This window comes from uncultured Alsobacter sp. (genome assembly GCF_945952055.1).
GTDB lineage: Bacteria > Pseudomonadota > Alphaproteobacteria > Rhizobiales > Beijerinckiaceae > Alsobacter.
Window position 1 is genome coordinate 1 of sequence record NZ_CAMFHB010000070.1, and the last position, 17,500, is coordinate 17,500.

A 17,500-nucleotide genomic window follows, 5' to 3' on the forward strand; every position below is an offset into this window, starting at 1 on the left:
CGTCGTCAGTGAATCAGAACCGTCCCGCTCGTGCAAAGGTCTCCAGGATGAGGACCTGTCTTGCTGTTGAAACAAGAATGGACCTCATCCTGAGCAGGCCGCGCAGCGGCCGTGTCGAAGGACGCAGGATCGTCCTTACAGCCCGAGCAGCTTGTCGAGCTCGACCTTGAAGGCCGGGCCGAGGTCCTCGCGGGCGAGGCCGTAGGCGACGTTGGCCATCATGAAGCCGAGCTTGGTGCCGGTGTCGTAGATCGTGCCGTCGAAGCGGTGGGCGTAGAACGGCGCGCTCTTGGCCAGCGTGATCATGGCGTCGGTGAGCTGGATCTCGCCGCCGGCGCCGCGCTCCTGGGTGGCCAGGATGTCGAAGATCGACGGGTCGAGGATGTAGCGGCCGGAAATGGCGAGATTGGACGGCGCGGTGCCCTTGGCCGGCTTCTCGACCATCTGGGTGATCGCCATTTCTCCCTTCTCATCGCGGATGCCGACGATGCCGTACTGGTGCGTCTCGCTGTCGGGCACCTCGTAGACGGCGACGATGTTGCCGCCGTGGCGTCCATGGGCGTCGATCATGCCGGCCAGGCACGGCTCCTTACCGAAGTGCAGCATGTCGGGCAGCAGCAGCGCGAAGGGCTCGTCGCCAATGATGTCGCGGGCGCACCACACGGCGTGCCCGAGGCCCAGCGGCGCCTGCTGGCGCGTGAAGCTCGTCTGACCGGCATCCGGCAGAGCGGCCTTCAGCACCTCGAGTTCCTTCGTCTTGCCGCGATCGGCGAGCGTGCGGTCGAGCTCGAAGTGGATGTCGAAATGGTCCTCGATGGCGCCCTTGCCGCGGCCCGTCACGAACACGAAGTGCTCGATGCCGGCGGCTCTCGCCTCGTCCACGACGTGCTGGATGACCGGCCGGTCGACCACCGTCAGCATCTCCTTCGGCACGGCCTTGGTGGCGGGAAGAAAGCGGGTTCCCAGTCCTGCGACGGGAAACACGGCCTTGCGGATGCGCTTCGTCATGGGTCGTTCTTGTCTTCGGGTTCGGGTTTCGGGCGGTCCTGCTGCCGGCTCGGGCCGACGCAGCAAGCGGGGGAGGCGGCTTAGGGGTGATGAGCGAGAACGGCCGATTTGCGGCGGCCACCCACATTGATCAATCACGTTCCCCCTAAAATTCAGGAAACTTTATCGGGTTCCGACCTATTGTGACCCCCGACAATAAGTTGGAGAGCGGCATGGCGGTTCTGGTGACGGGTGGAGCGGGCTACATCGGCTCGCACACGGTTCTGGCATTGACGGACCGGGGCGAAAAGGTGGTCGTCCTGGACAACATGTCGACGGGTTTCTCGTCCGCCGTGCCGACGACGGTGCCGCTCGTGGTGGGCGACATGGGGGACGAGGCGCTGGTCAAGGCGACGGTCGCCGAGCACGGCATCGACGCCATCATTCATTTCGCCGCCAAGATCGTCGTGCCGGAGTCCGTCTCCGATCCGCTGGGCTACTACCTGAACAACACGGTGAAGTCGCGGGCGCTCATCGCCGCCGCCGTGGAGTCCGGCGTGAAGCACATCATCTTCTCCTCGACGGCCGCCGTGTATGGCGAGCCCGACGTGGAGCGGGTCGCCGAGGAGACGCCGACCGATCCCGTGTCGCCGTACGGACGGTCCAAGCTGATGACGGAATGGATGCTGCGGGATGCGTCCCGCGCCCATCCGCTTGGCTATGTCGTGCTGCGCTACTTCAATGTCGCCGGCGCCGATCCCAAGGGCCGCACGGGCCAGTCGACCCCGCGCGCGACGCATCTCATCAAGGTCGCGTGCCAGACGGCGCTGGGCCAGCGGCCCTATCTCGAGGTCTTCGGCACCGACTTCCCGACGCCGGACGGCTCGTGCCTGCGCGACTACATCCACGTGAGCGATCTGGCGCGTGCCCATGTCCAGGCGCTCGATCACCTGCGCGGCGGCGGAGAAAACCTCACCCTGAACTGCGGCTACGGGCAGGGATACTCGGTCCTCGACGTGGTCGAGACTGTCAAGAAGGTGTCCGGAGTCGATTTCGAGGTCAGGATGGCCCCGCGGCGCGCCGGCGACCCCGCCTCGATCGTGGCGACCGGCGAGAAGGTTCGCGCCACGCTGGGATGGACGCCCGAACTCGACGATCTCTCCACCATCGTGGCGCATGCGCTGGCCTGGGAACGCCATCTCACCACGCCGAACGCCCGGTGAAGCCTGATCTTCACATTAACAATTGGTGAACCTTACCTGCTATAGTCCGAACTGCTTGGCGCCCCGACGGGGTGCCCGTAGGCGGAGCGGGCGATGGGTCGGCTGGGCTGGCGGACGGCTGGAGCACTAGTGCTGTGGGCGGCGATGGCCGTTCCCGTGGCGGCCAACGCGCCGGCGCAGGTGCCGCTCAAGACGACGGGGGCCAAGGTTCAGCCCCCGCAGGCCGCGACCAAGCCCGCCGACAAGACATCCGCCAAAGCCGTGCCGGCCAAGACCAAGCAGGGCAAGATCGTGCCCGCCAAGTCCACGGCGGCCAAGTCCACGTCTGCCAAGTCAGCGTCGGGCAAGTCGCCCGCCCAAAGTGCCGCGACGGCATCCGGCGTGCCGGCAGCCAAGGCGACGGCGGCCAGCAAGCCTTCAACCCCGTCCGCCCAGGCGCGTCCCGCCGTGGCGGCGGCCAAGCCGGCGGCGGCAAAGGCGACGGCCACGCCGACCGCCTCGGCCAAGCGCGTGGCGCCCGTGGTCGCCGCGGCGGCCGTGGATCCCGTCGTGACGGCGTCGCTGGGCAGCGCGAAGCCCGCCACGGCGCCGGCGCTGCAGACCGAGGCGCCCGAGATGCCCTTCGATGCCTTCGTCGAGTCGCTGTGGCACCAGGCCCGCGCCCGGGGCGTCCAGCGCACGACCTTCGACGCGGCCTTTGCCGGCGTCGTGCCCGATCCCAAGGTCGCCGAGCTCACCCGCCGCCAGTCGGAGTTCGTGAAGCCGGTGTGGGACTATCTCGACAGCGCCGTCACGCAGGCGCGCATCGAAAAGGGCCGCGAGATGGCGGCCGAGTGGCAGAGCGCGCTCGCCGCCGCCGAAAGGCGCTACGGCGTCGAGCGTTCCGTGATCCTCGGCATCTGGGGCATGGAGACGAACTACGGCACCTTCACGGGCGGCAAGGACGTCATCCGCTCGCTCGCGACCCTCGCCCACATCGGCTATCGCGGCGATTTCTTCCGGGACGAGTTGCTGACGGCCCTGGTCATCCTCCAGCAGGGCCACATCGACCGCGAGGATATGAAGGGCTCCTGGGCCGGCGCCATGGGCCAGACCCAGTTCATGCCGTCCAGCTTCATGACCTACGCGGTCGACGCGGACGGCGACGGGCACAAGAACATCTGGACGTCGATGCCCGACGCCATCGCCTCCACGGCCAACTACCTGCACAAGCACGGCTGGACGCCCGGTCTGCCCTGGGCCGTCGAGGTCCGGCGGCCGGAGGGGTTCGACTGGAAGACGCGAACGGCCAGCTTCCCGGCTTGGTCTCGGCTCGGCTTCCGCCGGGCGGACGGCAAGCCCATGCCGCATGGCGGCGAGGCCTCGCTGTTCCTGCCCGCAGGGGCGAGCGGTCCGATCTTTCTCGTCACGTCCAACTTCGCCGTGATCAAGCGCTACAACTCGTCCGACGCCTATGCCCTGGGGGTCGGTCATCTGGGCGACAGGGTCATGGGCGGCACGCAACTGGCCGGCGACTGGCCGGTGGGCGAGCGCCCGCTCGACCGCGACCAGCGCTTCGAACTCCAGCGCCACCTCCTGCGCATGGGCTACGACGTGGGCGATCCGGACGGGCGCTTCGGGACCAAGACCCGCGACGCGGTCCGGGATTTCCAGGAACGCCGTGGCCTCGTGCCCGACGGCTATGCCAATCACACCGTGCTGCAGGCCCTTCGCGAGACGCGCTGACCGCCTTGCGGGTGCCGCGATCGGCGGCTTTCTGTTTGACGGCTGCGGCGATTCCCGCCCATGTCATGAGCGTGGGCTGTGCGGCCCCGACCGGAACGGGTTTGGATGCGGAACTGGAGAACCCTCGTCGCTGGACTGAGTGCCGGGCTGATTCTGGCGTTCGCGACGGCATGGGCGCAGGCCCAGCAGCGCACCCAGCAGGCGCCGGTCCGCGCGGCGCCCCAGTCCGAGTTCCGCAATCCGATTTCCGATTTCTTCAAGCTCTTCTCCCCGCCGCAGGCGCCGCCACCCGTGCAGGCGCCCAGGCCGGCACCCAAGAAGCGCGTCGCCGCGCCGCCCCCCATGGTCATCACCGACCAACCCGCCGAGCCGCGGGCGGATCCGACCACCTTCGTGCTCGTGGTGGGGGACTCGCTCTCCGAACTGCTGGCCGCCGGCCTGGCCGAAGCCTACGAAGCCAACCCCGACGTCCAGGTGCTGCGGCGCGGACGCAGTTCCAGCGGCCTCGTTCGCGACGACTATTTCGACTGGCGCAAGTCGCTGCGCGACATGCTGGGGGGCAACGACAAGATCACCCACGTCGTCATGATGATCGGGTCGAACGATCGCCAGCAGCTGAAGGACGCGGCGGGGGCGACGCTCGAGCCCTTCACCGACGCCTGGCGTGAGGCCTACGGCGCCCGCGTGGACGAGATCGCGGCGCTGCTCAACGAGCGCGGCATCCCGCTGTTCTGGGTCGGGATGCCGCCCATGCAGAACGGGCGGATGTCGGCGGACATGCTGGCCCTGAACGAGATCGTGAGGTCCCGGCTGGCGGGTGCCAAGGCGACCTATGTCGACATCTGGGAAGCCTTCGTCGACCAGCAGAACCGCTACGCCGTGGTCGGGCCCTCGCTCACGGGCGAGACGACGAAGCTGCGTGCCGGCGACGGCATCCATTTCACCAAGGCGGGCGCGCGCATGGCGGCCCACTTCGTCGAGATCGAGCTCAAGCGGTCGATCGACAAGGCTCCGCCGACGCCGGTCTTCGCCATGCCGGCCGATCCGAATGCCGCCGATCCGGCCTCGGTCGATCCTGCGCTCCAGCCCGGCGGCATCGAACGGCTCATCGACGAGCAGGTGCGCCGAGGGCTGGACGGCCTTCCGCCCCTGAACGTCGTCATTCCCACCAAGGCGGCGGCCGGGCCGATCCTGCCCCTGAACGCGCCGGAGACGGCCTCGGGCGGCGCGCTGCTGACCGGTCGCATCCAGCGGACGGGCAACGATGCCGGCCGGGCCATCGAGCGCGTGCTGGTGGACGGCAAGCTGCCCGACGCCAAGCCCGGCAGGGCCGACGACTTCCGCTGGCCGGCGCGCTGACCGGCTCGCCGGTCCAAAAACCACCCCTCGGGAACCTCCCGGCGCAGGTCGCGTTTGGCTCTGCGTGAGGGAGCTTGTCCTTGACCTCGTCGAAGGCCGCGGGGACGTCGCCCTTGGACAAGCTGGCGCCAGCGCAGCGCTCAAGGTGAATTCTTGATCTGGACAAGGTCAAGCTTGATTTGACTATAGCTTGACCTTGACGTGGTTGGTCTTCGTCGGATTTTTGGGGATCTAAACGTGAAGATGTCGATCAATCGTCGGGACGACAACAAAATCACTACACCATACATGCTTGTTCCGGCATACTGACCCCGGCGGTTGCTTCGAGCGTGGACTGACATGCGTCTGTGTGGACAGGATGACTGAACCTTTGCAGGAGAACCGACAGTCCGGCCCCGGCCCTGCAGGAGATGGCATTCTCCCCGCGTCGTTTCTCGACGGCGGGGGGCAACTCGGCGCCCTGATGACCGCCTTCGATTGGAACGAGACTTCGCTCGGCCCGATCGCGGGCTGGCCGCAAAGCCTGAAGACGACGGTCGGCCTTCTCCTGCGCTCGCCCATCCCCATCGTGCTGCTGTGGGGCGCGGACGGGGTCATGATCTACAACGACCCTTACTCACGCTTCGCCGGCGGGCGGCATCCGCGGCTGCTGGGATCCCGGGTTCGGGAAGGGTGGCCCGAGGTGGCCGACTTCAACGACAACGTCATGCGGGTCGGGTTGGCGGGAGGCACGCTGTCCTACAAGGACCAGGTGCTGACGCTGCACCGCAAGGGCGTGCCGGAGCAGGTCTGGATGAATCTCGACTACTCGCCCGTGCTCGACGAGACGGGACAGCCGGCGGGCGTGCTCGCCATCGTCGTCGAGACGACCGAGCGCGTGCTGGCCGAACGCCACCAGCGCCTGCTGATCGACGAACTCAATCATCGGGTCAAGAACACCCTGGCGACGGTCCAGTCCATCGCCGCCCAGACCTTCAAGGGCGACGGCGCCCTGACGCCGGACGCGGCCGGCGCCACCCGGCGCGTGTTCGACGGACGCCTCGTCGCCCTCTCACGAGCCCACGACGTCCTCACGCGCGAGAACTGGGACGGGGCCGGCCTGCACGCCATCGTCGACCAGGCGGTCCAGGCCTATCTCGGCGAGGCCGAGCACCGGTTCTCCATCCGGGGCGCACCCGTGCGGCTGACGTCGAAGATGGCGCTCACGATCGCCATGGCCCTGCACGAGCTGTGCACCAACGCGGTCAAGTACGGCGCGCTCTCCAAGCCGGACGGACGCGTGTCCATCGCTTGGGAAGAGGTCATGTCCGGCCAAACGCGGCAGCTGTCGCTCGAGTGGCGCGAGATGGATGGCCCACCGGTGGCGCCGCCGACCCGCCGCGGCTTCGGGTCCCGCCTCATCGAGCGCCAGCTCGCCCGGGAATTCGGCGGCGAGGTCACGCTCGATTTCGCTCCCGGCGGCGTCGTCTGCCGCATCGTGGTGCCCTTTCTCCCCGGATCGACGACTCCGCTCGAGTCTTCTCCCCCCTCCAACGGATCGAAGGCCGGATCGTGATCATGGACATCGAGGTACTGCAGGGGCAGAAGGTGCTCCTGGTCGAGGACGAAAGCCTGGTCGCGATGCTGGCCGAAGACATGCTGGCCGATCTCGGTGCCGACGTCGTTCTGGCGATGCGATTCCCCGAGGGTCTTCACCAGGCGCAGCAGGGCGAATTCGCTCTCGCCGTGCTCGACGTCAACCTCGGCGGCGGACATCGCAGCGACCCGATCGCCGACATCCTGGCCCATCGCGGCGTGCCGTTCCTGTTCGTCACCGGCTATGGCGAGCGTGGCCCGGCGGAACGCCATGCGGGCAAGACGATCCTGCAGAAGCCCTACCACGCCAGCGAGTTCGGTGACGCACTCGCGCGTGCGCTGGACGACTGAGGCTGCGCTACCAGTAGCGCTCCATGATCTCGCGCGCCCAGGCCGGCTCCAGGACGTCGCCGCGCGGGAGGAAGCCGGTCATCACCGGTTTGATGTCCAGGACGGGCGTGCCGTCGATGGCGTCGAGCCCCTGCACAACGAGCGCGGTGCCCTCGACGGCCAGGATGCGGCAGACGCTGACGCCGATGCGGCTCGGGCGGTTCTTGCCGCGCTGGGCGAAGATGCCGACCTTGGGCCAGTCCGCGTTGCCACGCGGGTGCCGGGCTCCCGTGACGACCTGATCCTCGCCCACGCGGTCGAACACGAACACGATTTCCGCATGGCTGAAGCTGTCCAGCCCGGCGAGGGCCTCGGCCGTGAAGCGCGCCGCATCGAGTTCGATCCGGGCGCGGCTCTCGCCCCAGTCGTCGTCCACGGGCTCGCCTCGGCCACCTTGGACGACGCCGATGGGCTGCAGAACCACCGTTTGCATGCGAGATCCTCCGGGACGGTATTCGTGCGTAGGCCGCCAGTGACATGCCTCAACGCGCGGCGCATGCTGCATCCCTAGCGTGGATACGGACAGCGCTCCAGGGAGCCCCCCGTGTCGGACCCTCATCTCTCGCCTGTGACCACCGCCGTGCCCGGGACGACGACCGGGCGTGGCACGACCCTGCGCAGGTCTCTGTGGGTCCTGGCGGCCGGCCTTCTCATTGTGGCGGGCTTCGGCCTCGCCGGCGCCCGCTGGGCCTTCGGCCCGGAGGTCGTCGTCGTTGCGGTGGATCGTGGCGACCTCGTGCGCACCGTGGTGGCCACGGGGCATGTCGAAACGCCCTATCGCGTGGAAATCGCAAGCCAGATCACCGGGACCGTGCGCGACGTGCTCGTGGAGGAGGGCCAGAGCGTGACGTCCGGGCAGCCCCTAGTGGTGCTCGACGACGGCGAACTCAGGGCGGCCGCCGTGGCGGCGCAGGGTGCCCGCGAGCAGGCGGCCGCGCGCCTGCGGCAGATGACGGAGCTGTCGCTGCCGGCGGCGCGCGAGGCGCTCGAACAGGCGCGCGCGAACCTTGCCAATGCCCAGGCGGCCTTCGAGCGGGCGAGCCAGCTCGCGACGGCGGGCCACGGGACCCAGGCGAGCCTCGACACCGCGACGCGGGACTTCAACGTCGCCCGGACACAGGTGCGTGCGGCGGAGCTGTCGGTCTACACGATGAGCCCTGGCGGCAGCGACACCGTGATGGCCGAGACGCAACTCGCCCAGGCCGAGGCCAACCTCTCGACCGCGCGCGCCCGGCTCGGCTTCGCGACCGTCGTGGCGCCGCGCGACGGGGTCCTGATCAGCCGGAGCGTGGAGAAGGGAACCGTGGCCCAGCCCGGCCGGACGCTGTTCGTCCTCGCCCCCAAGGGCGACGTGCAGATCGTTGTCGGCATCGACGAGAAGAATCTCGGGCTCCTGAAGATCGGACAACCCGCCCTGGCCTCGGCCGACGCCTATCCCGACCAGCGCTTCGCAGCGACCCTGTCCTACATCAACCCGGGGATCGACCTGAGCCGGGCCTCGGTGCAGGTGAAGCTGGTCGTGAAGGACCCGCCCGCCACCCTGCGCCAGGACATGACGGTGTCCGTCGACATCGAGGTCGATCGGCGCCCGGGAGCGCTGGTGGCCCCGGCCCGGGCCCTGCACGACGCCACGTCGGGGCAGCCGTGGGTGCTCGCCGTGCGGGACGGACGGGCCCGCGAGACGCCCGTCACCGTCGGGCTCAGGGCGGGCGGCAAGGCCGAGATCCTGAAGGGACTGGCGGCCGGCGACCTCCTGGTCCCCGCCTCGTCCGGCGTGAGGGCGGGCCAGCGCATCCGCCCCGTCCTGCCATGAAGCGCTGGTTGCCCTTCGAGTGGATCGCGGCCCTGCGCTTCCTGGCGGAGGGGCGCCTGCAGACCGGCTTCATCCTGGTGGGCATCGCCATCGGTGTGGGGGTGATCGTGTTCATGTCGGCCCTGCTGGTCGGGCTCCAGGCGAACTTCGTGCGCCGCGTGCTGACGTCGCAACCCCACATCCAGCTCCTGCCGCCGGAGGCCGTGGCCCGGTCGTTGCGCACGGAGCCTGGCGTGATCGAGGCCGCGACGGTGCAGCGGCCCACGCAGCGCGTGCTCTCGGTCGACCAGTGGCAGATGATCCGGACGGAGGTCGCGGCGCGGCCCGACGTGGCCGTCGTCGCGCCCACGGCGACGGGATCGGCGCTGGCCGTGCGTGGCGACGCGAGCCGCAGCATCGGCATGTCCGGCGTCGAGCCGGCGACCTATTTCTCGATCGTCCGCGTGCCGGACTTCATCGTCGCTGGCGAGCCGCGGCTCGACAGCGACGACATTCTCGTCGGGACGGAACTCGCCAAGGATCTCGGCGCCGCGGTCGGTGACAAGATCAGCGTCGGCGCGGCGGCGGGGGGACGCAGGATCCTGACCATCCGCGGCATCTTCGACATGGGCAACAAGGGGGTGAACGAACGCACGACCTTCGTGGCCCTGCGCACCGCCCAGAGCCTGCTCAACCTCATCGGCGGCGTCACGACGATCGACGTCACGGTGCGCGACATCTATGCGGCCGAGACGATCGCCCAGGACATCGGGCGGATCGCCCCGGTCGAAGCCGCGAGCTGGATCGGCACCAACGCCCAGTTCTTCACCGCCGTCCGGGCCCAGCAGCTGTCCAACACGCTGATCCGCCTCTTCGTGGGGCTGTCGGTCGCGTTCGGCATCGCCGCGGTGCTGGTGGTGTCGGTGATCCAGCGCTCGAAGGAGATCGGCATCCTGCGCGCCATGGGGACGCGCCGGGGGCAGATCCTGCGCATCTTCCTGCTGCAGGGCGCGGTGCTCGGCTTCCTCGGATCGCTGGTCGGCTCGTCCCTGGGGGCCGGCGCGCTCCTGGCCTGGCACGCCTATGCCCGGCTGCCGGACGGCACCGAGTTCTTCCCCATCTCGTTCGACCCGGCCCTGTTCGTCATCGCGACGCTGGTCGCCACGCTGACCGGCGTGGCCGCTGCCGCCGCACCGGCGCTGCGGGCGGCGAACATGGACCCGGTGGAGGCGATCCGTGGCTGACGTCCTGGCCCTCGAGCGGATCTGCAAGTCCTACAACGTCGGCACGCCCGTGGAGACCGAGGTCCTGCACGGGATCGACCTGACGATGCGGGCGGGTGACTTCGTCGCGATCATGGGGCCCTCCGGCTCGGGGAAGAGCACGCTGCTCAACATCGTCGGCCTCCTCGACCGGCCGACGTCCGGGCGGCTGGCGATCGCCGGCGTCGATGCCACCGACCTGCCCGATGCGGAGATCACGCGCCTGCGCGGCCACGCCATCGGTTTCGTGTTCCAGTACCACCACCTGATCTCGGCGTTCACGGCCCTGGAGAACGTGATGATGCCGATGCTCGTCGATCGCGGCCGGGCGACGGCGGCGATGGAGCAGCGGGCGGCCGATCTGCTCGCGCTGGTCGGCCTGTCGCGCTGGAAGGACAACAAGGCCACCGCCATGTCGGGCGGGCAGCAGCAGCGCGTGGCCATCGCGCGGGCGCTCGCCATGAACCCGGCGCTGGTTCTAGCCGACGAGCCGACGGGCAATCTCGACACGGCCTCCGCCGAGGCCGCCTTCGCGCTCATGCGCCGGATCAATCGCGAGCAGGCGACGAGCTTCCTGCTCGTCACGCACAATCTCGAGCTTGCCAGGCGCTGCGACAGGATCGTGGAGGTGGTCGACGGCCGCATCGCCGCGCCGGCGCCCTAGGACGGCATGCCCTCGGGATGCTTGCAGCGACGGCGTGGCAGGCGGATAGATGGAGCCGTCGCCTTCTCACGCGCGTGCCGTCACGCTCGCTTCCGCTGCCGCCAGGACCGCCGATGACCCCTCCCGCCTCCTTCTTCGACACCCCGATCGACCGCAGGTCCACCAACTCGGTGAAGTGGGCCTGTGCCCACAAGTTCCTTTCGCCCGAAGCGGTCGCGGCCGATCCGCTGCCGATGTGGGTGGCGGACATGGACTTCCGGTCGCCGGAGCCGGTGGTCGATGCCCTGCGCGAGGCGGTCGAGTTCGGCGTGTTCGGCTACCCCGGCGGAGCGACCGACGGCTTCCTGAAGGCGGTCGCGGGCTGGCAGGCCCGGCGCTTCGGCTGGGACGTCTCTCCCTCCTGGATCATCCAGTCTTCGGGTGTCGTCACCGCGCTGAAGACGGCCGTGCAGGCTTTCACCCGGCCGGGCGACACCGTCCTGGTCCAGCCGCCGGTCTATGCCCATTTCGAGCAGGACCCGCTGGTCAACGGTCGCCACGTCGTGCGCGCGCCCCTGGAGCGCACCGAAACCGGCTATCGTTTCGACGCCAAGGTGTTCGAGGCGGCCATCCGCAGCAACACGAAGCTCTTCATCCTCAGCCAGCCCCATAACCCGACCGGCAACGTCTGGTCGGCGGACGAGCTGCGGACCATGGGCGAGATCTGCCTGCGCCACGGCATCATCGTGGTGTCCGACGAGATCCACGAAGACCTCGTGCTGAACCCGGCGAAGAAGCACGTCCCCTTCGCGTCGCTCGGCGAGAAGTTCGCCGCGATCAGCGTGACCTGCACCGCGCCGAGCAAGACCTTCAATCTCGCCGGCCTCCAGTGCGCCAACGTCATCGTGCCGGACCGGCGCCTGCGGGAAGAGCTGGTGCGCCAGTTCGACCGCAACATGACGCCCTTCGTGAACTCGCTGGGCATGATCGCCGCCGAGGCGGCCTACACCCATGGCGAGCCCTGGCTCGAGGCCATGCTCGACTATGTCCGTGCCAACCAGGCGTGGTTCGCGGATGCGGTCGCGGGTCTGGGGCGCGGCCTGTCGGTCCTGCCGGCGGATTCCCTCTATTTGGCTTGGATGGATTGCCGGAGCCTCGGCATGGACGCCGAGGCGCTGGACCACTTCATGCTGACCCAGGCACGCCTGTGGCTCGACAAGGGCCAGAAGTTCGGGCCGGAGGGGCATGGATACATGCGCGTGAACGTCGGTTGCCCGCGTGCGACGGTCGAGGAGGCGGTGCGCAGGCTGGCGGCGGCCCTCGGATGACGTGAACCTCGTCGTTCACGAGTCGGGAAGAGCGGCGCCTTGAGCTTGCGTAATACACGCATGAGTTGAATGATCCTTGCGGTGCCCCCGCAAGGAGCTTGAGCATGGCTGAAAAGATCGTCGCGGCCGGCCTGAAGTCGGGCGGACTGATGTCGGCGAAGCTCACCGATCTCAAGGGCGCGGAGCTTCACCAGGAGCACAAGGCCTGGCTCGACTCCATGATCGCCCGGGCGACGGCGAACACGACGAAGGACGTCCAGGTCTACATCATCGGGTTCGCCTCGAAGGTCGGGGACGCCGGTTACAATCAGAAGCTTTCGCGCGAGCGGGCCTGGGCCGTTCGGGACTACATCAACGCGCGCAGCGGCTGGCTCGCCAAGCACGTGACCCGGTTCGAGGACAAGGGCGAGGGAGAGGCGGCGGAGTTCGGCCGCAACCTCAAGACCGAAACCGACATGAACGACTATCACTGGCGGGCGGTGGAGGTTCACCTCCTCGGCGGCTTCAAGCCCGCGCCCAAGCCGGACGTCGATCCCGATCCGCCGAAGACGCTTCCCGGTGCCTCGATGAAATGGGGAATGGCGTCGGCGGGGGCCGTGAGCCTGACGATCCCCAACAGCGCGATCCTCAATGTCGGCCTGGCCCTGTTCATCTTCGCCAAGCTCGACCAGGACAAGGGCGCCGGGCTCTATCTGTCGATGCCGATCGGCTTCTCGATCTCGGTGCAGACCCTGCTGAAGCTGAAGCAGGGCAAGACCTTCAGCAACGACCCCATGGAGCAGCTCTTCTGGGATGCGCTGGAGAAGGGACTCATCCAGGGATCGCTGAAGAGCATGATGGCGGGCGGCATCAACCTCAAGACGCTCAAGGTCCAGAATCCTTTCCGCCACAAGGATCTGGGCGACGCGTCCATGGCACAGGGCGAGGCTCTCGCCGGGCTCGGCAAGATGATCAGCGTGTCCGGAAAGCTGCCCACCTTCGACAATCACGGAAAGATCGTCCGCTTCCACACCAAGACGTTCTTCGAGGAGTTCAAGAAGGACATCCCGATCTTCACGCCGAGCCTCAAGGGCGTGAAGAGCTTCGACGCGACGCTGGCGAAATTCACCGGCGGCGGATTGCTTCGCATCGCCTGGGTCTAGGGACGGCGGCGCGCGCCTGTCGCAACGTCCTGCGGGCCGGCCGCGCGGGGGACACGCCCGTGCTCAGGCCGCTCCGCCGTCCAGCCCGTCGCGGCGCGACCGCAGGAACGCCCTGACCCCGGCATCGTCTTCCAGCGCGATGGCGCGATCGTAGGCCGACCGGGCCTCGTCGGGCCTTGCGCACCGGCCGAGCAGTTCCGCCCGGGCCGCCCAGTAGGGCTGGTACCCCGCGAGCCTCGCGTCGCCGTGCAGGGGCTCCAGGTCGGCGAGCCCGGCCTCGGGGCCCCGCGTGCGCGCCACCACCATGGCCCGGTTCAACCCCACGACCGGCGACCGCGTGATCGCCAGCAGCGCGTCGTAGAGCTGCTCGAGCATCGGCCAGTCCGGGGCGTGGCCGAAGCGGCGGATGGCGTGGGCGGACTGAACGGCGGCCTCGAGCTGGTAGCGGCCGATGCGGCCCGTGTGGCTGGCGCCGAGCAGGATGTCCTCGGCCTGCCGGATCATCGCGGCATCCCAGAGGGCCGGGTCCTGCCGGTCGAGGGGAACGTAGCCTCCGCCCGCGTCGCGGCGGGCGGCGCGCCGCGCCTCCAGGTGCAGCATGAGGGCGAGCAGCCCGAGGGCCTCGGGCTCGTCCGGCAGGAGGGTGGCGACGAGGCGCCCGAGCCAGATCGCTTCCTCGGCGAGGCCGCTGCGGCGCTGGTCCATCCCGGTCGGGTCCGACCATCCCTGGGTGAAGGCGGCGTAGACCGCCTCCAGGACGGCATCGAGCCTTGCCGGCATGTCGACACGGTCGGGCATCGTGAACGCGATGCCCGCCTGGCGGATCTTGGCCTTGGCGCGGACCAGCCGCTGCCCCATCGTGGCCGGCGGCACGAGCGCGCTCGCCGCGATGGTGGCGGCGTCGAGACCCAGGACGGTCTGGAGGATGAGCGCGCCGCGGACGGGCCGATCGATGGCCGGATGGGCGCAGGCGAACATCAGCCTGAGCCGATCGTCCGGGATGTCGGATCCGTCGCCGACCGAGCCGGCCTCCTGCGCCATCAGGGACAGGTGGTCGGCCGCGCCGTCGCGGGCCTTGTGGTGGCGCGCAAGGTCGGTCAGGCGGCGTCGCGCGACCGTGAGCAGCCAGCCTTCGGGGCTGGCCGGGATGCCGGACCCGGGCCATTGCGCCAGGGCCGCCGCGAAGGCTTCGGACAGGGCGTCCTCGGCCCCCGCGATGTCCCGGGTCCGGGCGGCGAGGAAGGCGACGAGCTTGCCGTAGGACTGGCGCGCCACCCGCTCCGCCGCCGCCCGCGCGGCGCTGCCTGCGGCCTGCGTCACATCACCCACATGGGCCGGACCTCGATGGCCCCCTGCGCGGCACCGGGACACTTCGCGGCCCACTTCAGGGCGGCGTCGAGATCCGGGACGTCGAGGATGTAGAAGCCACCGAACTGCTCCTTCGTGTCGGCGTAGGGGCCGTCGAGAACCTGCGTCTCGCCACCCTCCACGCGCACCGTGCTGGCGGTGTGGGACGATTGCAGGCGGTCGCCGCCCGCGAGCACGCCGGCCGCCTTCAGGGCCTCCGTGTAGGCGATGTAGGCGGCCGAGTGGTCGCCGGCCATGCGGCTGTCGGGGAAGGCCGCTTCGTCGCGGTAGATGATGAGCATGTACTTCATGGCGTTGGTCTCCTGATCGGCAGGCGATGCGCGCTGCCATGCCGGTGTCGGTCGAAGGGGTGCGATTTCGACAGGTTCATCCCGCGCGCGAAAAAGAATCGTCGAAGGATGCGAGGATGGGGCAGGGGCCTCCCTTCTCGTCCCGGCATGTCCGCTCCAGCCGGCGCAGCGCGTCGCGCGCCGCCTCGAGCTCGGCGATCCGCACGTCGAGGGCCGCGACCCGGGCCTGTGCCATGGCGCGGGCGCGGGCACGGTCCTCGGTGCCGTCCAGCGTCAGCAGTTCGCCGATCTCGTCGAGCGTGAACCCAGCGCCCTGGGCTGCCTTGATGAACCGGATCCGCCGGACGTCGTTGTCGCCATAGTGACGATAGCCGCCGCCCTGGCCGTCGCCGACAGGGCGGGCGGGTTCGTCCAGCAGCCCGCGGCGCTGGTAGTAGCGGACGGTTTCGACGCCCACGCCGCCGGCGCGGGCGAGCTTCGCAATGGTCATCGTGGACATGCTTGACTCCGTACCATGGTACGGAGGCTACAACGCTTGCACGATCACCGACAAGCGGATGGACATCATGCGTTCCACCTCCACGCCGACCGCCGAGCTCTACCGGATGGTCATGCCCGAACACACCTGCCCCTACGGGCTCAAGGCCCTGCACCTCCTGCGCACCAAGGGCTTCGAGGTCGACGACCACTGGCTCAAGTCGCGCGCCGAGACCGACGCGTTCAAGGTCGAGCACGCCGTCAAGACGACGCCGCAGGTCTTCATCGACGGCCAGCGGATCGGCGGCTACGACGACCTGCGCCGGCACTTCGGGCAGGCCGTCCCCGACCCCGGCGCCACGCGCTACCGGCCCGTCGTCGCGGTCTTCGCGACGGCCGCCCTGATGGCGCTCGCCGCCAGCCAGGCAACCCACGGAACGCCCTTCACGGTGCACGCGGCGCAGTGGTTCATCGGCTTCAGCATGACGATCCTGGCGATGCTGAAGCTGCAGGACGTCGAGACCTTCTCGACGATGTTCCTGAACTACGACCTGCTGGCGAAGCGCTGGGTGCCCTATGCCTCGATCTACCCCTATGCCGAGGCCACGGCAGGCGTCCTGATGATCGCCGGCGTCCTGACCTGGGTCTCGGTCCCGATCGCGCTGTTCATCGGCACCATCGGCGCCGTTTCGGTCTTCAAGGCCGTCTACATCGACAAGCGCGAGTTGAAGTGCGCCTGCGTCGGCGGCGCATCGAAGGTCCCGCTCGGCTTCGTCTCGCTCACCGAGAACGTGATGATGGTGGCGATGGCCCTGTGGATGCTGGTGAGGATGTAGTGGCCGATCCGGCGCGAAGCTGACTCGAAAGGCGCCTCCCTCCTCTGCAGGGGAGGGAGAGCACCTCATCCGGCTCTCCCGGGTGAGACGTCGAAACGAAAGCGGCCCGGGCCGAACAGGCGCCGAGCCGCTTCAACCTTTCGAGGGCCGCCGCTCAGCGCGGCAGGGTGGTCTCGCCCATCAGGTACTTGTCGATGCTGTGGGCGGCCTGGCGGCCTTCGCGGATCGCCCAAACCACCAACGACTGGCCGCGGCGCATGTCGCCGCAGGCGAAGACCTTCTCCTTCGTGGACTTGTAGGAGAGGGTGTCGGCCGCCACGTTGCCGCGGTTGTCGAGGGTGACGCCGAGCGCCTTCAGCAGGCCCTCCGGAACCGGCGAGACGAAGCCCATCGCGAGCAGGACGAGGTCGGCCTTCAGCTCGAACTCGCTGCCCTCGACCGGCTTGAAGCCGCCGTCGACGCGCACGCACTTCAGCGCGCGGACATGGCCGTTCTCGCCTTCGAAGGACACCGAGTTCACCGAGAAGTCGCGCTCGGCGCCTTCCTCGTGGGAGGAGGAGGTGCGCATCTTCAGCGGCCAGTTCGGCCAGGTCAGGAGCTTGTTCTCCTTCTCCGGCGGCTTGGGCATGATCTCGAGCTGCGTCACCGACAGCGCGCCCTGGCGCACCGAGGTGCCGATGCAGTCCGAACCCGTGTCGCCGCCGCCGATGACGACGACGTGCTTGCCGGTGGCCAGGATCGGCTCGTTGCTGCCGATCTGCTCCTTGCCGACGCGGCGGTTCTGCTGCGGCAGGAAGTCCATGGCGAAGTGGACGCCCGCGAGGTCGCGGCCGGGGATCGCCAGGTCGCGCGGCTTCTCGGCGCCGCCGGCCAGCGCCACGGCGTCGTACTGGGCGAGGAGGTCGTCGACCGTCAGGTCGACGCCGACGTTCACGCCATAGTGGAATGCCACGCCCTCGGCTTCCATCTGGACGATGCGCCGGTCGATGTGGCGCTTCTCCATCTTGAAGTCCGGGATGCCGTAGCGCAGCAGGCCGCCGGCCTTGTGGTTCTTCTCGTAGACGTGCACCTCGTGGCCGGCGCGGGCGAGTTGCTGGGCGCAG

At 69.0% G+C, this 17,500-nt stretch carries 16 protein-coding genes and 1 pseudogene (1 of these 17 cut by a window edge); 11 read left to right on the forward strand and 6 right to left on the reverse strand.

The genetic code is table 11. From position 1 onward, the window contains the following. Nucleotides 1-135: 135 nt before the first annotated feature. Nucleotides 136-1,008 carry a UTP--glucose-1-phosphate uridylyltransferase GalU gene (gene galU, locus Q0Q47_RS29110; protein WP_293868360.1) on the reverse strand — a complete coding sequence of 291 codons (873 nt, stop codon included), beginning with the start codon at nt 1,006-1,008 and terminating at the stop codon, nt 136-138. Nucleotides 1,009-1,220: 212 nt separating this feature from the next. On the opposite strand from galU, the gene galE reads away from it, so the two are divergent. The 5 genes and pseudogenes from galE to Q0Q47_RS29135 all read left to right on the forward strand — a co-directional run bounded on the left by galE (nt 1,221) and on the right by Q0Q47_RS29135 (nt 7,220). After that, complete coding sequence (gene galE / locus Q0Q47_RS29115; RefSeq protein WP_293868362.1) at nt 1,221-2,210, forward strand: UDP-glucose 4-epimerase GalE; 990 nt, start codon at nt 1,221-1,223, stop codon at nt 2,208-2,210. Nucleotides 2,211-2,303: 93 nt separating this feature from the next. After that, nucleotides 2,304-3,935: a lytic murein transglycosylase gene (locus Q0Q47_RS29120; protein WP_293868364.1), complete on the forward strand. Its 1,632-nt coding sequence runs from the start codon at nt 2,304-2,306 to the stop codon at nt 3,933-3,935. 105 nt (nt 3,936-4,040) lie between these two features. Further along, complete coding sequence (locus Q0Q47_RS29125; RefSeq protein ID WP_293868366.1) at nt 4,041-5,294, forward strand: SGNH family hydrolase; 1,254 nt, start codon at nt 4,041-4,043, stop codon at nt 5,292-5,294. Between the two features lie 463 nt (nt 5,295-5,757). Beyond that, nucleotides 5,758-6,771 (forward strand): annotated as a pseudogene (locus tag Q0Q47_RS29130) (sensor histidine kinase); the annotation flags it as partial. Nucleotides 6,772-6,851: 80 nt separating this feature from the next. Then, the gene (locus tag Q0Q47_RS29135) at nt 6,852-7,220 is read left to right on the forward strand and encodes a response regulator (RefSeq protein ID WP_293868370.1); all 369 of its coding nucleotides are present in this window, start codon (nt 6,852-6,854) and stop codon (nt 7,218-7,220) included. Between the two features lie 7 nt (nt 7,221-7,227). Here Q0Q47_RS29135 and Q0Q47_RS29140 read toward each other — a convergent pair whose 3' ends face one another. Then, on the reverse strand, nt 7,228-7,692 hold the full coding sequence (locus Q0Q47_RS29140) for an SAM-dependent methyltransferase (protein WP_293868372.1): 465 nt from the start codon (nt 7,690-7,692) through the stop codon (nt 7,228-7,230). 201 nt (nt 7,693-7,893) lie between these two features. Here Q0Q47_RS29140 and Q0Q47_RS29145 point away from each other — a divergent pair, with 201 nt between their 5' ends. From Q0Q47_RS29145 to Q0Q47_RS29165, 5 genes are all read left to right on the forward strand, one after another. Beyond that, nucleotides 7,894-9,072 carry an efflux RND transporter periplasmic adaptor subunit gene (locus tag Q0Q47_RS29145; RefSeq protein WP_293868396.1) on the forward strand — a complete coding sequence of 393 codons (1,179 nt, stop codon included), beginning with the start codon at nt 7,894-7,896 and terminating at the stop codon, nt 9,070-9,072. Beyond that, nucleotides 9,069-10,295, forward strand: a complete 1,227-nt coding sequence (locus Q0Q47_RS29150) for an FtsX-like permease family protein (RefSeq protein WP_293868374.1) — start codon at nt 9,069-9,071, stop codon at nt 10,293-10,295. Before Q0Q47_RS29145 ends, Q0Q47_RS29150 begins: the two co-directional genes overlap by 4 nt. After that, a complete protein-coding gene (locus tag Q0Q47_RS29155; RefSeq protein WP_293868376.1) occupies nt 10,288-10,977 on the forward strand; it encodes an ABC transporter ATP-binding protein in 690 nt (229 codons plus the stop codon). Before Q0Q47_RS29150 ends, Q0Q47_RS29155 begins: the two co-directional genes overlap by 8 nt. Before the next feature lie 113 nt (nt 10,978-11,090). After that, nucleotides 11,091-12,284 carry a MalY/PatB family protein gene (locus Q0Q47_RS29160; RefSeq protein WP_293868378.1) on the forward strand — a complete coding sequence of 398 codons (1,194 nt, stop codon included), beginning with the start codon at nt 11,091-11,093 and terminating at the stop codon, nt 12,282-12,284. A 104-nt stretch (nt 12,285-12,388) separates the two neighbouring features. Beyond that, a complete protein-coding gene (locus Q0Q47_RS29165) occupies nt 12,389-13,426 on the forward strand; it encodes an OmpA family protein (RefSeq protein WP_293868380.1) in 1,038 nt (345 codons plus the stop codon). Nucleotides 13,427-13,489: 63 nt separating this feature from the next. On the opposite strand, the gene Q0Q47_RS29170 is transcribed toward Q0Q47_RS29165, so the two are convergent. The 3 genes from Q0Q47_RS29170 to Q0Q47_RS29180 all read right to left on the reverse strand — a co-directional run bounded on the left by Q0Q47_RS29170 (nt 13,490) and on the right by Q0Q47_RS29180 (nt 15,583). Further along, nucleotides 13,490-14,746, reverse strand: coding sequence for a DUF6596 domain-containing protein (locus Q0Q47_RS29170; protein ID WP_293868382.1), 1,257 nt, complete (start codon nt 14,744-14,746; stop codon nt 13,490-13,492). Further along, entirely contained in the window at nt 14,743-15,084 is a 342-nt protein-coding gene (locus Q0Q47_RS29175) for a YciI family protein (protein WP_293868384.1), read from the reverse strand. The genes Q0Q47_RS29170 and Q0Q47_RS29175 overlap by 4 nt, the downstream gene beginning before the upstream one ends. Before the next feature lie 76 nt (nt 15,085-15,160). Further along, nucleotides 15,161-15,583, reverse strand: a complete 423-nt coding sequence (locus Q0Q47_RS29180; RefSeq protein ID WP_293868386.1) for a MerR family transcriptional regulator — start codon at nt 15,581-15,583, stop codon at nt 15,161-15,163. A 67-nt stretch (nt 15,584-15,650) separates the two neighbouring features. Between Q0Q47_RS29180 and Q0Q47_RS29185 the strand changes: the two genes are divergently transcribed. After that, nucleotides 15,651-16,397 (forward strand): glutaredoxin, encoded by a 747-nt coding sequence (locus tag Q0Q47_RS29185; RefSeq protein ID WP_293868388.1) that lies wholly within the window; start codon nt 15,651-15,653, stop codon nt 16,395-16,397. A 154-nt stretch (nt 16,398-16,551) separates the two neighbouring features. Here the strand turns inward: Q0Q47_RS29185 and Q0Q47_RS29190 are convergent, their stop codons facing one another. Next, a protein-coding gene (locus Q0Q47_RS29190) for a glutamate synthase subunit beta (protein WP_293868390.1) crosses the window boundary here: on the reverse strand, nt 16,552-17,500 show its 3' portion. The gene runs 470 nt beyond the window's last position; 949 of the gene's 1,419 nt are visible here — the last part of the coding sequence; the start codon falls outside the window, past its right edge — the gene reads right to left on this strand; it ends in the stop codon at nt 16,552-16,554.

Coding starts and splice junctions, on each gene's coding strand:
- galU (WP_293868360.1), bottom strand. CDS start 1,008: ATGACGAAGCGCATCCGCAAGGCCGTGTTTCCCGTCGCAGGACTGGGA.
- galE (WP_293868362.1), top strand. CDS start 1,221: ATGGCGGTTCTGGTGACGGGTGGAGCGGGCTACATCGGCTCGCACACG.
- Q0Q47_RS29120 (WP_293868364.1), top strand. CDS start 2,304: ATGGGTCGGCTGGGCTGGCGGACGGCTGGAGCACTAGTGCTGTGGGCG.
- Q0Q47_RS29125 (WP_293868366.1), top strand. CDS start 4,041: ATGCGGAACTGGAGAACCCTCGTCGCTGGACTGAGTGCCGGGCTGATT.
- Q0Q47_RS29135 (WP_293868370.1), top strand. CDS start 6,852: ATGGACATCGAGGTACTGCAGGGGCAGAAGGTGCTCCTGGTCGAGGAC.
- Q0Q47_RS29140 (WP_293868372.1), bottom strand. CDS start 7,692: ATGCAAACGGTGGTTCTGCAGCCCATCGGCGTCGTCCAAGGTGGCCGA.
- Q0Q47_RS29150 (WP_293868374.1), top strand. CDS start 9,069: ATGAAGCGCTGGTTGCCCTTCGAGTGGATCGCGGCCCTGCGCTTCCTG.
- Q0Q47_RS29160 (WP_293868378.1), top strand. CDS start 11,091: ATGACCCCTCCCGCCTCCTTCTTCGACACCCCGATCGACCGCAGGTCC.
- Q0Q47_RS29165 (WP_293868380.1), top strand. CDS start 12,389: ATGGCTGAAAAGATCGTCGCGGCCGGCCTGAAGTCGGGCGGACTGATG.
- Q0Q47_RS29175 (WP_293868384.1), bottom strand. CDS start 15,084: ATGAAGTACATGCTCATCATCTACCGCGACGAAGCGGCCTTCCCCGAC.
- Q0Q47_RS29180 (WP_293868386.1), bottom strand. CDS start 15,583: ATGTCCACGATGACCATTGCGAAGCTCGCCCGCGCCGGCGGCGTGGGC.
- Q0Q47_RS29185 (WP_293868388.1), top strand. CDS start 15,651: ATGCGTTCCACCTCCACGCCGACCGCCGAGCTCTACCGGATGGTCATG.